We start from the raw sequence: 16,027 nt of genomic DNA, 5'->3' as shown, positions 1-16,027 counted from the left end.
TTCATGAGACAAATTTTTAGTGACAAAAAAATTGATGCGTCGCTGTTTCTACAAATGGAAAACTTAATGTATGCCCTTCTAAAAGAAGACGATGCCTATCTTGAATATGGCTATAAAGCATACTACGACGAAATTGAAAAAAAGGTTGTCATTAGTCACTTTTGGGATGATCGAAAAGAAGAAGATACAGTAATCGGATTAAAAAGCGAAGTGTTCTTAAAAGCACTTGGTAATAAACATTACTCGGACATGGCTTTAATTCGTTCTTACGCGATTGAATTACAAGAATCGCCCCTAAAGAAGTTCTTAACACAATTATTTGTTCTATTAGAAGATTTACGTGTCGAGGAAATCGTAAAAAACTTACGACCTGGCACGAAACATATTTTTAAACGCCGAAAAGAAATGTACCGCAATTACTTCGGCTCACAAAATGAAATAAACCGCGTTCGTAACTATCACGGTGATCGTCTATTTTGTCTATGTTACCTTTCATTAACGAGCGATAAATATGAAATGTTTACTAATGAATATTTCGAGCAAATTGAAGTAATTTTGCATGAGACATTCCAAGCCCGTAATACGGAAGATATTATGTATATCGTTGAGAAAATTCGCTACCGCTTAGAGGAGCTTCTTGAAAATGATATGCTTAACAATTATTTCGGACATGCTCCGCTTTATTTATCTGTCATTGCAGATGAAAAGAACTGCCGCGTTGAAGATTTAGCAAATGATGATACACAGCTCATAGATGACGATGACAATAAAAACAAAATGGATGAAAGCTTCTCCACATGGCATCGTGAAAATAAAAATAACGAAAACGAGAACTTTTTACGCTTTGAATTAGAAAGCGGAACAAAAACAAACATGATGGGTGATACTGCTCGTGAATCAGAAGATGGCGATCAAGCACTTGGTTCTGTACAAGGTACTTCTCAAAAAAGTACACAATCCAACTTTGATGGTGCTGATACAGAAGAAGCAAGAGCTTCACACGCTTCTAGCCAAAGCGAGGGTGCATATGGTAAGTATAATGTAGGTGCCTCTCATACATTTAAAGAAGCTCGCAAATCAAATCCTGACGAGAAAAAAGATTACCAAGCTATCAAATCAGTCGTTAATAAAGATGTAAAAGAATTAAAGAAAATTATCGAAAAAACGATTGAAAATAAAACGAATGCAAATAGTGATAAATACTACGGAAGACTTCGGAAGAAATTCCTTCGTATTTATACTGAAAAGCAGCCGCGCATGTTTTATAAAAAAGGACAAGAATCGCAAGAGCTCGACGTTGCATTCCAACTATTAGTGGATTGTTCTGGTTCTATGTATAACAAAATGGAAGAAACGAAGAAGAGTGTTGTCTTATTCCATGAAGCGTTGAAATCTTTAAAAATCCCGCACGCTATTAGCGGATTTTGGGAAGATGCTTCTAGTGCTAAACCTGAAGATAAACCGAACGTTATCCATGAGGTTGTAAATTACAAAAACTCAACGTTACCAAACGTTGGTCCAGAAATTATGCAACTTCGTGAAGAAGAAGATAACCGCGACGGATATATTATTCGTATCGTTTCTGAAAAGCTTGCGAAAAGACCAGAAAAACATAAATTTCTATTAGTCTTCACAGACGGTGAACCTTCTGCCCTAGACTATCAACAAGACGGAATTTTAGATACGCATGAAGCTGTGAAACTCGCTCGTAAAAGTGGTATGGAAGTAATCGGTATCTTCATCGAAGAAGGCGAAGTGAAAGAAGCAACTTATCAATTAATGAAAAACATTTATAATCATCACTTCTTAGTTGCAAATCATGCTGAAGATTTACGATTGAAGATTAAACCATTGCTGAAAAAACTATTACTGAAGACGATTGAATAGAAAAAGGAGCCTTTTGGCTCCTTTTTCTCGTTCAATTACTTTTTTTCTGGTTGAAACTTGTATGGAATAGCTACTTCTAACAATGACTCGAATCCTCCATCGTAGAATGGGAATCGTTCAGTTGCGATTGTTCGCTCCACCCACTCTATCGCAGAAATTTCTCCCTCATCTTCTGCATGTACCTCGCCCGTTAGTACTTTCGCTCGAAATGTAAAAAGTAGTGCGTGATTCCCGGATTCTTCAAAGAATTTTTCATTGATTGCAACAAGTCCACCTGCCATAGCAGTTAAACCTGTCTCTTCTTTTACTTCCCTTACTAGAGCTTCCTCTAACGTCTCACGCTTTTCAACAGCCCCGCCTGGCAATGACCAAACGTTTTGTTCTACATTATGTACCATTAATATTTTATCTGTTTCTTCGTCATGTATTAGTGCATATACGACATCAACTCTTTGCATGTTATTTTCACCCTCTCAAAAAGAATGAAGAGCCGATTCCTAAGAATCGACCCTTCCTATTAATTCATCACTAACTCAGCTGTGAGCTTTTTTTTTAACTTAGCCAACATGTCCGTTGTCATTTTGTCTAAATCGTATTCTGCTTTAAAGCCCCACTCTTTCATTGCTGCTGTTGCATCAATAGAGTTTGGCCAGCTATCAGCGATTGTTTGACGAGCTGGATCTACTGCGTAATCCATTGTAAACGTCGGGATGTGTTTACGAATTGATGCTGCAATTTGCTCTGGCTCGAAGCTCATTGCTGTAATGTTGAACGCATTTCTATGCACTAGCTTACTTGAATCAGCTTCCATTAATGAAATGATCGCTTGTAAAGCATCTGGCATATACATCATATCCATGTACGTTCCTTCAGCAATGTATGAGGTGTATGCACCTTTTTTAATCGCCTCATAATAAATTTCAACTGCATAGTCAGTTGTTCCGCCTCCTGGAGGAGCTACGTAAGAAATTAAGCCTGGGAAACGTACACCGCGCGTATCAACGCCAAACTTTTGATGATAATAATCACATAGTAATTCTCCTGCTACTTTGTTTACCCCATACATCGTAGTAGGACGCTGAATTGTATCTTGTGGCGTATTATCTTTCGGCGTTGATGGACCGAATGCACCGATAGAACTTGGCGTGAAAAACTTACAGTTTAATTCACGAGCTGCTTCTAATGCATTTACAAGTCCACCCATATTTAAATTCCAAGCAAATAACGGATTTTTTTCTGCTGTTGCTGAAAGTAAAGCTGCTAAATGAATAATTGTATCTACTTCATTACGCTTTGCAATATCATGTAGTTTTTGCCCATCTGTTACATCTAACGTTTCAAATGGACCAGACGTTACTACTTCACTATCTGTTTCACGAATATCTGTTGCAATAACGTTTGATGCGCCGTATACATCACGAAGTTTCATTACTAGTTCAGAACCAATTTGCCCTAAAGAACCGGTTACTAGAATTTTTTTCATTTTCCCCACTCCTCATTTGCAAGCTATTCAAAAGATGTCGTTACTTAAATGATGCCCATTTCTTTCCCTACTTTTTCATATTTAAGAATTGCTTCATCTAGCATTTCCTTCGTATGAGCTGCTGTAGGCATATTACGAACGCGTCCTGTTCCTTTAGCTACAGTTGGGAACACGATAGATTTTGCGTATACGCCTTCTTCATTTAGACGTCTACTAAATTCTTGTGTTAATACTTCATCACCAATAATACAAGGTGTAATTGGCGTTTCACTTTCTCCGATGTTAAAGCCAAGTTCTTTTAACCCTTGTTTTAAATAGCGACCATTTTCCCATAAACGATCGTGTAACTCTGTGCTTTCCATTAAGATTTCAATTGATCTCATGCAAGCTGCTGCATCAGCTGGTGTTAATGCTGTAGAGAATAAGAATGGACGTGAACGAACTTTTAACCAATCAATTAAGTTTTGTTTCCCTGCTACATATCCACCAATTACCCCAATTGCTTTTGATAATGTACCAATTTGGAAATCAACTCTATCAGAAAGACCGAAGTGCTTCACAGTACCTGCACCTTTTCCAAGTACCCCTGAACCATGTGCATCATCTACATATGTCATTAAATCTAGCTCTTCTGCAATCTCAACAATTTCTGGTAATTTTGCAATATCTCCATCCATTGAGAAAACACCGTCTGTAATAACCATTAATTTATTGTAAAGACCTGATTCTTTCGCCGCGATTGCTTTTTGGCGTAAATCTTCCATATCAGAATGTTTATAAACGATGATTTTCGCTCTTGATAGACGACTACCATCAATAATAGATGCATGATTTAATTCATCTGAAAGAATCGCATCATTTTTATCCATAACAGCTGAAATCGCTGCCATATTACAATTAAATCCTGATTGATAAGCAATTGCTGCTTCTGTATGTTTAAACTTTGCAATTATTTCTTCTAATTTAATATGCAAATCTAAAGTACCGTTAATTGTACGAACAGCTCCTGCTCCAACACCGTACTTATGAATTGCACCAATCGCTGCTTCTTGTAAGCGATTATCAGTCGCTAATCCAAGATAGTTGTTTGAAGATAAGTTAATATATTCTTTGCCGCCAATTGTAATAATCGGTCCATTTGGACTTTCAAGCGGATCAATTACGTTATAAAGCCCCTTTGATTTTAAATCCTCTAAATTTTCTTCTAAAAATTTCGCAAGTGTTTTACTAGACATCGTGAAGCCTCCCATCGTTCATGTAAGCGGATTATTATCTTAATAGTTCTAATAATCCCTCTACTAGCTTAACACGTTTTCAGAATTTATTATAGAAAAATAGTTTAAAGAAACCGCTTACAAATTTTAATTATATATGATTCATTACAAGAAATCTATCATTTACATTCCATATTTGATAGAATTAAAAAAATATTTAGGGAGGCTTCAAACATGGCATTTACAGAATCCGATGTATATAATAACGAAGCTTTTTTTGAGCAATATATGAAACGAAGATACCGCGAAAATAGCCCCAATGAATCCATTGAAAAGCCAGCATTCTTTCAACTCATTGGTGATGTAAAAGGAAAACAAATTCTCGATTTAGGTTGTGGCGATGCTAAGTTTGGCGAGGAATTATTAGAAAACGGATGCCACTCTTACACCGGCATTGAAGGCTCTCAGCTTATGTATGAAAAAGCTAAAAAACAACTAGAAAATAAAAATGGATCTGTTCATTTGATAAACCTCAAAGATTATACATACTCCCCATCTACTTTTGATTTAGTCACATCTAGACTCGCTTTACATTATATTGAACATCTTCATATCATTTTTCAAAATGTGTACAAAACTTTAAAAACAAATGGAACCTTCATCTTTAGCGTTCAACATCCTGTTATTACCTCTTCATTTGAAAGCTTGCAAACGAGTGGTAAAAGAACGAACTGGTTCGTCGATGATTATTTTAAACTAGGTAAACGGGTTGAACCATGGATTGACCAAGAAGTTATTAAATATCATCGTACAACGGAAGAGTATTTCACATTATTACAGCAAGCCGGATTTACCATTATAAATCTAAAAGAAGCTACACCAAATCAAACCTATTTTCAAAGTGAAGAGGAATATGAACAACGTTTACGAATTCCCCTCTTTCTATTATTTTCTTGTAAAAAATAAAAAGACGATGAATCCCCATCGTCTTTTTTCGTTATCTCATTGCTTGAGCAACTTCTTTAACTAATCGTCTTCCTCTTCCGTGCGGGATACATAGTGGTGTTCCAAACAACGGATCCGTACTGATTTGACACTCCATACGGAATACATCCCGAACTAACTTCTGGTCAATAACTTCTTCTGGTTTACCTTGTGCATATATTCGTTTATCTTGAATAGCTACAATGTTGTCTGCATAACGGCATGCCAAATTCAAATCGTGTAATACCATAACAATTGTTCGTTGCTCTGTTTCATTTAATTCAAATAATAAATCTAGCACTTCAATTTGGTGAGTCATATCTAAATATGTAGTTGGCTCATCTAGTAAAATAATGTCTGTATCTTGTGCAAGCGTCATTGCAATCCAAGCACGTTGACGTTGCCCACCTGAAAGAGCATGCACATCCCGTTCAGCAAATTCTGTCATACCTGTTGCTGCAAGTGCCTTCTGTACCATTTCCTCGTCTTTTTCTGACCATTGCTTTAACCAAGTTTGATATGGATAACGTCCTTGCTTTACAAGTTGCAATACTGTAAGCCCTTCTGGTGCTTGGGGTCCTTGCGGTAAGATTGCCATTTGACGAGCAATTTGCTTCGTTTGCATACTTTGTAACGCTTGATTATCTAACAAAATATTACCATTTGTTGGCTTTAATAATCTAGCTAGTGAACGTAATAAAGTTGATTTTCCACAACCGTTAGAACCGATGAAGATTGTAATTTCACCTTTTGGAATTTCTAAATCCAACTCCTCGATAATAATTGTTTCACCATAGGACAGCGTCAAACGTTTTGTCTCCAATGCTTTTTGCATATTCATCTCCCTTTATGAATTCCGACTTTTATAAAGTAAATAAATAAAATAAGGTGCACCAATTGCTGATGTAAATACCCCTGCTGGAATTTCAAGTGGTGTGAAAATTGTGCGCCCAATTAAATCCGCAGCGAGTACTAAAATTGCACCGACAATAGCTGCAACTGGGAGTAATGCACCGTATAAAGAACCAACTAATCTTCGCGAAATATGAGGTGCCATTAAACCAACAAACCCAATCCCTCCGGCAAAGGCAACCGCCCCACCAATTAAAGCTGTACTAAGTAATAACATAAATACACGCGACTTCGTTAAAGGAACACCAAGTCCTACCGCTATATCATCCCCTAGCTCTTGTGCATTTAAATGTCTAGCAGCGATAAAAGATATTACCGTTAAAATGAGAACCCAAGGCGCAAGTACCATCACATTTTGCCATGAAGAGCCGTAAACAGTACCTGTAATCCATACATTTGCTTGGCTCGCTTGATAAATTGGTGCTAGTAACATAAATAACGTTGTTGCCGCTTTCGTTAACGCCCAAAATCCAACACCAATTAAAACAAGACTAATCGGTGATAAGCCATCATTTTTCCATGCAAATAAATATACAAAAAGCGCTACAATCGTCGCTCCAGCAAAAGCTGCGAGCGGCATATAATGAATGCTTACTGTTAGCGCATTGTTTTTATCACTAAATATAGCTAAAAAGAGTACAACTGCTACGCTTGCACCACCTGTAATTCCAATGATATCAGGGGAAGCAAGCGGATTTCTAACGAGCCCTTGTAAAATACAACCTGCTACAGCAAGTGCAATTCCTACAAGGATCGCAATTAAAATACGCGGCATACGAAACTTATTTACAACCATATTTGACATCGCATCGCCATTTCCAGTAATCGCTTGCCATACGTCATAAGGAGCAATTTTCATATCTCCCATACCTGCACTTGCAAAAAATAATCCTATTAAAATTACTAATAAACTCACCAAGACGAGACTAGCTCGTTTATACATTAAAAACGAGAATCCATCTTTTCCTATACGAAACGGGATATACTTCTTCATTTGCTAAGCCCTCTCTTACGTGCAATATAAATAAAGAATGGGGCCCCGATAAATGCTGTCATAACCCCTACTGGTACTTCTTGTGGCATAATGACATATCTTGCGGCTATATCCGCTAAGATTAATAGTATTGCACCTAACAATCCGCTATAGGGCACTCTCCATCTGTGGTCAACTCCAACAAGAAATCTGGCAAAATGCGGAGTTACAATTCCTATAAATCCTATTGGGCCAGCAACCGCAACTGAACCACCCGACAACAATACAATAATGAGTAGTACGAATGATTTCATTAAAATTGTTCGTTGTCCGAGACCTTTTGCAACATCTTCTCCCATCATCAATGTATTTACTTTCCCTGCCATCATAAGAGAGGCAATCCATCCTACTAATAAATACGGAAATACAGATTGTAAAATTTCTATTTTTCTTCCTTGTACAGATCCGGCAAGCCAAAACAATACTTCTTCCATTGCCTTTTCATTCAAAACAAGCAACCCTTGTGTTAATGATGAAAATAAAGCACTTATCGCGACACCTGCTAATGTTAACTTAAGAGGAGTCGTCCCTTCTTTTCCTAAAGAACTAGAAGCAAATACAAGTACAGCTGCAATTGCCGCTCCTAAAAAGGCAATCCACGTGAAAGCCGATAATGACGTCACGGAAAAGATAACAATTGCTACAACTATGAAGAACGCAGCGCCTGAATTTAATCCAATAAAATCTGGTGAAGCAAGTGGATTCTTAGTTAAAGTTTGCATAAGACAGCCTGCAATGGCTAAACTAGCACCAACACTAGCTGCAATTAACGCCCTAGGCAGACGTACATTTTGAATAATAATATGTTCATTGGAACCATTAAAATGGAAAAAAGCATCCAATGCTAGTTTCCAACTCGTATTTGTATATCCGAAAATAATACTTCCCCAAATACAAATAACGACTGCAATGATTCCAACAAATAATCCAATCCATTTTGCTCGATTTGTTTTTAATAACATGCAGCGTTTCCCCTTCAATGTATAATGATACGTTGTTAGTGTATTTCAACTTAATTCTTATTGTCAACGGAAATGAGAATTATTTTCATCCATATGTATTGACAATCAAAAGATAAAGGCTTAATATCATGCTTGCTATTGAAAAATATTCTCAACATGTAGGGGGTACATAATGAATTTCATGCGGAAGAAATCGTTTACAGTATTTGTATTTTTACTAGCATTTTCAATGCTTTTAAGTGCTTGTGGAAAATCAAATAACAAAGAAGAATCTACAAAAGAAGATAATAAAAAAGAAGTGGTTACTGTAGAACATGCAATGGGTAAAACAGAAGTTCCTGCTAATCCAAAACGTGTAGTTATCTTAACAAATGAAGGAACTGAAGCTTTACTTGAATTAGGTGTGAAACCAGTTGGTGCTGTAAAGTCTTGGACTGGTGACCCATGGTATCCACATATTAAGGATAAAATGACAGATGTAAAAGTTGTTGGTGATGAAGGACAAGTTAACGTTGAAACAATTGCTTCTTTAAAACCGGACTTAATTATTGGTAACAAAATGCGCCACGAAAAAGTGTACGAACAACTAAAAGCAATTGCACCTACTGTGTTCTCAGAAACATTACGTGGTGAATGGAAAGATAACTTCAAATTTTATGCAAAAGCATTAAATAAAGAAAAAGAAGGCCAAAAGGTTTTAGCTGATTACGAAACACGTATGAAAGATTTAAAAGGCAAACTTGGTGATAAAGTAAATCAAGAAATTTCTATGGTACGCTTTATGCCTGGTGATGTTCGTATTTATCACGGTGATACATTCTCTGGTGTTATTTTAAAAGAACTTGGATTTAAACGTCCTGGTGATCAAAATAAAGATGATTTTGCAGAGCGTAACGTATCTAAAGAACGTATTTCGGCAATGGATGGCGATGTATTATTCTACTTCACATTCGATAAAGGCAATGAGAAAAAAGGTTCTGAACTAGAAAAAGAATATATAAACGATCCTCTATTTAAAAACTTAAATGCAGTAAAGAACGGAAAAGCATACAAAGTTGACGACGTTATTTGGAATACAGCTGGCGGTGTAATGGCTGCTAACTTGCTACTAGACGACATTGAAAAACGCTTCGTTAAATAAATTTATTCTAACCAGCTCCCCTCTTTTATGGAGCTGGTTTTTTCATTTCACTGAAGTGTCACATTATTTCATTTTGTATTTTTATTCCCAATATGTTATATTATAAAAGTAAATAGAATATATTTTCTCTATATCAGAATAAATATTTTAATCTAAATTTTCTGATTAATCACTATTTTAAATTCGTTTAGAATTCAATTACTACATTTGAAAACGCTTATTATCAAGTTTTCAGGGCAAAATACAATAACGGTTGAAGAAAATAGAACTTTTTTAGAAATTTTCTTTCTATTTCCATATAATTCTATTGACTTCTAAATATTTTGTAAATTAAAATGATTACATAAATATCCGTTATACAGGATTAGGGGGAAACAAAAATGGATGCAGCTTTAAAATTAGACAAAGCTGGAGAGCAACAATCACCAAAAAAACATCCACCAGGGTTATACTTGTTGTTCTTTACAGAAGCATGGGAAAGATTTAGTTATTACGGAATGCGTGGCTTATTAGTTCTTTATTTAACAACGAGCTTAGTAAGCGGCGGTTTAGGCTTTGATAAAGCAGTTGCAGTTCAAATTTACGGTATTTTCACAATGCTTGTATATTTCACACCTATTATTGGTGGCTGGTTAACTGACCACTTCATTACGAAACGACACGCCATTACTATTGGCGGTATCATTATGGCGATTGGTAACTTCGTACTATTTTCAATGAATACGAAAACTGGACTATTTTTAGGATTAGGATTATTAGTTATCGGTAACGGATTCTTCAAACCAAATATTTCGACTTTACTAGGTCAATTATATAGCGACAACGATTCTCGTCGTGATAGTGCCTTCACTATCTTCTACATGGGAATCAACTTAGGAGCTCTTATCGCTCCATTCATTTGCGGTTACTTCGCAGATTACAGATACGGTTTCTTAACAGCTTGTATCGGTATGATTATTGGGCAGATTGCATTTAACTTATTAGCACCTCGTTACTTAGGATCAGCTGGAACAACAGTTGTGGGTAAAAAATCTAAAGAACAAAATGCAAAAGCTGTTGAGAAAAAACCTTTAACACCACAAGAGAAAAAACGTACTGTTGCAATTTTAATTTTAACTTGTTTCGTTGTATTCTTCTGGGCAGGATTTGAACAAGCTGGTAGTTCTTTAACACTTTACACAGATAAGTTCGTAGATCGTACAATTGGTGGATTTACAATTCCAACACCTTGGTTCCAATCTGTAAACCCATTATTCATTATCTTATTAGCATTACCAGTTTCTGCATTATGGATTAAACTTTCAAAAACAAAAAATGGTGATTTAAAAATCCCTACAAAAATGGCTTTTGGTATGATTTTACTAGGAGTCGGGTACTTAGTTTTAACTTTAGCTGTTCTAAAAACTGGTAGCGATGAAGGTAACATTACAATGAAAGCAAACTTACTATTCATTGTATTCACTTACATGTTCCACACAATCGGTGAACTATTCTTATCACCAATTGGATTATCTATGGTAAGTGCGATCGCTCCTGTTAAATTAGCATCATTATTAATGGGTGTATGGTTAGCTGGTACTGGCTTTGCAAACTTATTAGCAGGACAATTAGCTGCTTTCACTCAATCTTTAGGATATTTAGAAGTATTTGCAAGCATCGGTGTTATCGTAATCGTACTAGGATTAGTACTTCTTATGTTCTCTAAGAAAATTGCACATATGATGGAATAACAAAAAGACGCTTCTAAAATTAGAAGCGTCTTTTTTATTATTTTTCCTCTAAAGCCGTCACGTCCACATGAACGCTCTCACCAGGATTAGATACGTCATACACTTGGGCACTCCCCTTCTGCTCATCACAGCTCTCAATCCATACTGGTACGCCCTCATATGTAACGTCAATTCTACTTGAAGAAGATAAGATTTGTTTCACACGTTGCACATCCATACTACTATCCCTCCTTTTGCTTACTACACTCCTTTGTATTTTTTCTTTTCCTTTTAGAATATATTCCGTAAGGCAGCATGTTGATTGATAGTCATTTCTTCCTCACATGTTAATATTTACTCTATCGCTACCTTTCTGACAAATAAAAAAAGACGTATATTCCACACGTCTTTTTCCATAATATTCAAATTTTAAGAAAATAATGTTTTTACTACTGCACTTACTTTATCATTATGGATTTGATAATACACTTCTAATCCTCGTCTCTCAAAGCGTACTACCTTATTTTGCTTTAACTTCGTTAAATGTTGTGAAACCGTTGATTGCGGAATTTCTAATACTTCCTGTAGTTGTGTTACATTACACGTTCCACGTTGCATTAGTTCCATTACTAGGCGTAGACGCAACGGATGCGCTAACGCTCTTAACATTTGTACATCTTCTTCTGAAATACGACATTCGAATTGATTTTGGCTCATAAAGTTCCCCTCATTTTCGTTTTTATTTTCTTTTTATTTATTTATATATCTGTTCTTATATTTCCTGTTACGACATAACTTTATCAACCTATAACGCTGAAAATTTTTTCCACCTTCATCAGCATAGAATTCAGGAAAAAATCCTTACTGATTTTGAATATTATACTATATGATATAACGAAAAAGCAAAACAAAGGGCTACAAATACTTTGCTTGCAAACGTTGTTTTATCAGGCTTTTTGTTATATTTTCACCTCATTGAAATGCAAAGTAATGATATTGTAAAATACCGTCTATAATTGATAAACTTCCGTAAAGTAGTTGGAGTATACTTAACCTCTTTGTTACACTAAAAGGAATTTTCAGTAAAAAGAGATGCTCTAGTATTAAGAATTTGCTTCTTATTTTTTATTCATATTACATTTGGCTGGAATGTTATTTAAAACCTCATAATGAAATAAACCACTCCTTCCCCCACTAGATCAAACAGGACAGATAAGTGCAATATATCAAACTTTATATTCGATACAAAAGACGGCATCTACTATACACCTATTGGGACAATGACATATGAACAAAATACTCACTGAATAAAGTTTCACTTTAAAAAACGCACTCAAATACATTTAAGTGCGCTTTTTTGTCTACTTTATGAACAAAGCTTTCTTTTAACACTATTATGGAATAATTATACTTTTTTACGTTGACAATAGTGTTGAAGGAGAATATACTAAGCATGTAAGTTGATTGTGAATTGTTTCACAAATAATGTGAATTTCTTCACATAAAATAGATAGGAGTTGTCATTATTATGAGTACTTGGACACAAATTTATGACCCATTAAACAATATTTGGCTATCTGCACTAATCGCAGCACTTCCAATTTTTTGCTTCATTATTTGTTTAGTGGGATTCAAAATGAAAGGTTACATGGCTGGGCTTTACAGTGTAATTGTTGCTATTATTCTTGCTATATTTGTTTATAAAATGCCTACAACTGCAGCAGTAGCATCTGCCGGATTTGGTGTTTTATCTGGATTTTATCCAATTTGTACTATCGTTATCGCAGCTATCTTCCTTTACAAATTAACTGTTAAAACAGAACAATTCAATGTCATTCGTGATAGCATTTCAAGTATTACAAATGATCAACGTTTACAAGTATTATTAATCGCTTATTCTTTCGGCGCTTTCTTAGAAGGCGCAGCTGGTTTCGGTGTTCCGGTTGCTATTACAGCTGCATTACTTGTAGGTATGGGCTTTAATCCATTAAAAGCAGCGGGCATTTGCTTAGTAGCTAATATCGCTGGTGGTGCTATGGGGGCTATGGGTATTCCAGTTACAGTACCTGCACAATTAACTGGAATAGATGCATTAACTGTCGGTCGTCAAGCAGTTTACATTTTGCCATTCATTAGCATTGTTTTACCGTTCTTACTTGTTTCAATGGTAGATGGATTTAAAGGCATTAAAGAAACTTGGCAAGGTATTCTTGTAAGTGGTGTTTCTTTCGCAATTACTCAGTTCGTTGTAACTTACTTCTTAGGCGCTGAACTTACTAATATTTTCGCAGCAGTCATAAGTATGGTCGCTCTTGCATTATTCTTACGTGTTTGGCAACCAAAGTCTTCTGCTAAAGAAGAAAAACAAGAAGAAAAAGAATCTCATACATTCAATCAAATTTTATATGCTTGGTCTCCATTCGTATTCTTAACTGCATTTGTAACAATCTTTAATTTAAAACCAATTAAAGCTTTATTTGCTCCGGATGGTCCATTGGCAAACTTAGTATTTAACATTCAATTCCCTGGTCTTCATAATCAAGTTATAAAAACTGCACCAATCACAAAAGCTGATACACCTTTCGCAGCGATTTTCAAACTAGATGTATTCTCTTCTACAACTACTGCGATTGTATTAGCAATTATCGTTTCACTTATCGTTTACCGCGTAAAAGGTAAAATGGTTAAAGAATTAATGATTGAAACAATAAAAGAATTAAAGGTTCCAGTATATACAATTTGTAGCGTTATCGCTTTAGCTTACGTAGAAAACTACTCTGGTATGTCATCTACACTTGGACTTGCATTCTCTTCTACTGGAAATGCATTCCCTATTCTTTCTCCAATCTTAGGATGGATTGGCGTATTCATTACTGGTTCAGTAGTATCTAGTGGTTCACTATTCGCACCACTTCAAGCAGTAACTGCCGATCAATTAAATATCGTCCCATCTACTCTCGTTTCATTAAACGTAGTTGGTGGCACAATAGCAAAAATGGTTTCACCACAATCCATAGCAGTTGCTTGTGCGGCAGTTGGACTAGTTGGTAAAGAATCTGCTCTATTTAAAACAGTGATGAAATATAGTTTAATCTTCTTAGCTATTATTAGCTTACTTCAATTAAATGCTGTATTTAATATCTTTTAAAAATAAAACACCGATCCAAATGGATCGGTGTTTTTTCACATTACATCTTCTTATTCTTTAATAAAGAAGCACCAGCAATTTCAGGATGCGTCATTTCGAATGGATCTAAAATAATATCCAATTCTTCTTCTGTCAGTACACCATGTTCTAAGCATAACTCCCTAACAGATTTTCCTGTTTCAATTGCTTCACGTGCAATACGAGATGCTGCTTCATAACCAATGTGAGGGTTAACTGCTGTAATAATTCCAACACTTTTCTCAACATATTGCTTCAGCAATTCTTCATTTGCTGTAATTCCTTTAATACAGTATTCACGGAATACACGGAATCCGTTATTCATAATACTAATAGATTGAATTAAATTAAATACAAGCACAGGCTCCATTACGTTTAATTCTAATTGTCCTGCTTCTGATGCCAAGCAAATTGTATGATCATTACCAATTACTTGGAAAGCAACTTGATTAATTACTTCTGCCATAACTGGATTTACTTTACCTGGCATAATAGATGAACCTGGTTGGCGTGCAGGCAATTGAATCTCTGCTAATCCGACACGTGGCCCAGACGCCATAATACGAAGATCGTTTGCAATTTTAGACATATTCATCATACATACTTTTAATGCCGCAGATACTTCTGTGTATGCGTCTGTGTTTTGCGTTGCATCAACTAAATGCTCTGCGCCGACAAGTGGGAATCCGCTAAATGTTCGTAAATGTTTTACCACTTGTTCAATGTACGTAGGATTTGCATTTAATCCCGTACCAACAGCTGTCGCCCCCATATTCACTTCATATAAATGTTGACGAGACTGTTTAATTCTTTTTATATCACGCGCAAGCACGCGGCTATACGCTTCAAATTCTTGTCCAAGGCGAATTGGCACTGCATCTTGTAAATGTGTGCGTCCCATTTTAATGACGTGATCGAACTCTTTTGCCTTTGTACGGAAAGCAGCATGAAGTTCTTCCATTGTAATAAGAAGCTCTTCTAACATCATAAGAGTTGCAATATGAATTCCCGTTGGAAACGCATCATTTGTTGATTGAGCCATGTTCACATGCGTATTTGGACTAATTTTCGCATACTCACCTTTTTCGTATCCCATACGTTCTAATGCTCTATTCGCAATTACTTCATTTGTATTCATATTAATGGAAGTTCCAGCACCACCTTGAATCGGATCTACAATAAATTGATCATGGAACTTTCCGTCAACAATTTCTTGTGCTGCTTCCGCAATTTCTTGCCCAATATCTTTAGCTAAATAACCAGTATCCATATTCGCATGTGCCGCCGCTTTTTTCACAATTGCCATTGCCGTAATGAGTGACGGATGAATGCGATATCCTGTAATTGGAAAGTTTTCTACGGCACGTAATGTTTGTACACCATAATAAGCTACACTTGGTACTTCCTTTTCACCTAAAAAGTCTTTTTCTATACGTATATCCTTCGTTGCTATCATTTGCATCACCTATACTTTTTTCATTCTAAATCCTTATCTAAAAAAATCCGCCATCTCAAAATACGAGTATTATTCAGAAG

General features: G+C 35.8%; 14 protein-coding genes. 5 read left to right on the top strand and 9 right to left on the bottom strand.

The genetic code is table 11. The annotated features are described in order from the left end of the window. Positions 1–3: 3 nt before the first annotated feature. The gene (locus DPQ31_RS03335; protein ID WP_098711634.1) at positions 4–1,887 is read left to right on the top strand and encodes a vWA domain-containing protein; all 1,884 of its coding nucleotides are present in this window, start codon (positions 4–6) and stop codon (positions 1,885–1,887) included. Between the two features lie 35 nt (positions 1,888–1,922). On the opposite strand, the gene DPQ31_RS03330 is transcribed toward DPQ31_RS03335, so the two are convergent. The 3 genes from DPQ31_RS03330 to DPQ31_RS03320 are packed head-to-tail and all read right to left on the bottom strand — an operon-like array spanning position 1,923 to position 4,605. Next, complete coding sequence (locus DPQ31_RS03330; RefSeq protein WP_098711633.1) at positions 1,923–2,345, bottom strand: NUDIX hydrolase; 423 nt, start codon at positions 2,343–2,345, stop codon at positions 1,923–1,925. 59 nt (positions 2,346–2,404) lie between these two features. Further along, positions 2,405–3,370, bottom strand: coding sequence for an L-threonine 3-dehydrogenase (locus DPQ31_RS03325; RefSeq protein ID WP_000723133.1), 966 nt, complete (start codon positions 3,368–3,370; stop codon positions 2,405–2,407). 44 nt (positions 3,371–3,414) lie between these two features. Then, positions 3,415–4,605, bottom strand: a complete 1,191-nt coding sequence (locus DPQ31_RS03320; protein WP_000095896.1) for a glycine C-acetyltransferase — start codon at positions 4,603–4,605, stop codon at positions 3,415–3,417. 213 nt (positions 4,606–4,818) lie between these two features. On the opposite strand from DPQ31_RS03320, the gene DPQ31_RS03315 reads away from it, so the two are divergent. Continuing rightward, a complete protein-coding gene (locus DPQ31_RS03315; RefSeq protein WP_208731544.1) occupies positions 4,819–5,550 on the top strand; it encodes a class I SAM-dependent methyltransferase in 732 nt (243 codons plus the stop codon). 31 nt (positions 5,551–5,581) lie between these two features. On the opposite strand, the gene DPQ31_RS03310 is transcribed toward DPQ31_RS03315, so the two are convergent. Genes DPQ31_RS03310 through DPQ31_RS03300 form a run of 3 tightly spaced genes read right to left on the bottom strand, consistent with a single transcriptional unit; the run spans position 5,582 to position 8,475 of the window. Continuing rightward, complete coding sequence (locus DPQ31_RS03310) at positions 5,582–6,403, bottom strand: ABC transporter ATP-binding protein (protein WP_001167971.1); 822 nt, start codon at positions 6,401–6,403, stop codon at positions 5,582–5,584. A 12-nt stretch (positions 6,404–6,415) separates the two neighbouring features. After that, positions 6,416–7,474 carry a FecCD family ABC transporter permease gene (locus DPQ31_RS03305; RefSeq protein WP_000760041.1) on the bottom strand — a complete coding sequence of 353 codons (1,059 nt, stop codon included), beginning with the start codon at positions 7,472–7,474 and terminating at the stop codon, positions 6,416–6,418. Next, positions 7,471–8,475, bottom strand: a complete 1,005-nt coding sequence (locus DPQ31_RS03300; RefSeq protein WP_000925228.1) for a FecCD family ABC transporter permease — start codon at positions 8,473–8,475, stop codon at positions 7,471–7,473. The genes DPQ31_RS03305 and DPQ31_RS03300 overlap by 4 nt, the downstream gene beginning before the upstream one ends. A 172-nt stretch (positions 8,476–8,647) precedes the next feature. On the opposite strand from DPQ31_RS03300, the gene DPQ31_RS03295 reads away from it, so the two are divergent. Together DPQ31_RS03295 and DPQ31_RS03290 are read left to right on the top strand one after the other, a co-directional pair. Beyond that, positions 8,648–9,616: an ABC transporter substrate-binding protein gene (locus tag DPQ31_RS03295; RefSeq protein WP_208731543.1), complete on the top strand. Its 969-nt coding sequence runs from the start codon at positions 8,648–8,650 to the stop codon at positions 9,614–9,616. 380 nt (positions 9,617–9,996) lie between these two features. Continuing rightward, positions 9,997–11,346 (top strand): peptide MFS transporter, encoded by a 1,350-nt coding sequence (locus DPQ31_RS03290; protein ID WP_000338302.1) that lies wholly within the window; start codon positions 9,997–9,999, stop codon positions 11,344–11,346. A gap of 37 nt (positions 11,347–11,383) precedes the next feature. On the opposite strand, the gene DPQ31_RS03285 is transcribed toward DPQ31_RS03290, so the two are convergent. Beyond that, positions 11,384–11,563: an acid-soluble spore protein H gene (locus DPQ31_RS03285; protein WP_000383125.1), complete on the bottom strand. Its 180-nt coding sequence runs from the start codon at positions 11,561–11,563 to the stop codon at positions 11,384–11,386. Between the two features lie 191 nt (positions 11,564–11,754). Next, positions 11,755–12,042: an ArsR/SmtB family transcription factor gene (locus DPQ31_RS03280; protein ID WP_000081428.1), complete on the bottom strand. Its 288-nt coding sequence runs from the start codon at positions 12,040–12,042 to the stop codon at positions 11,755–11,757. 811 nt (positions 12,043–12,853) lie between these two features. Between DPQ31_RS03280 and DPQ31_RS03275 the strand changes: the two genes are divergently transcribed. Then, positions 12,854–14,473 (top strand): lactate permease LctP family transporter, encoded by a 1,620-nt coding sequence (locus DPQ31_RS03275; protein WP_087969010.1) that lies wholly within the window; start codon positions 12,854–12,856, stop codon positions 14,471–14,473. Between the two features lie 40 nt (positions 14,474–14,513). On the opposite strand, the gene aspA is transcribed toward DPQ31_RS03275, so the two are convergent. Then, complete coding sequence (gene aspA, locus DPQ31_RS03270; protein WP_098711630.1) at positions 14,514–15,947, bottom strand: aspartate ammonia-lyase; 1,434 nt, start codon at positions 15,945–15,947, stop codon at positions 14,514–14,516. Between the last annotated feature and the right edge of the window lie 80 nt (positions 15,948–16,027).

This window comes from Bacillus sp. COPE52 (genome assembly GCF_003355115.1).
Classification (GTDB): domain Bacteria; phylum Bacillota; class Bacilli; order Bacillales; family Bacillaceae_G; genus Bacillus_A; species Bacillus_A toyonensis.
The sequence above is the reverse complement of the archived record's forward strand: the minus strand, read 5'-3'. Positions and strand labels throughout refer to the sequence as shown.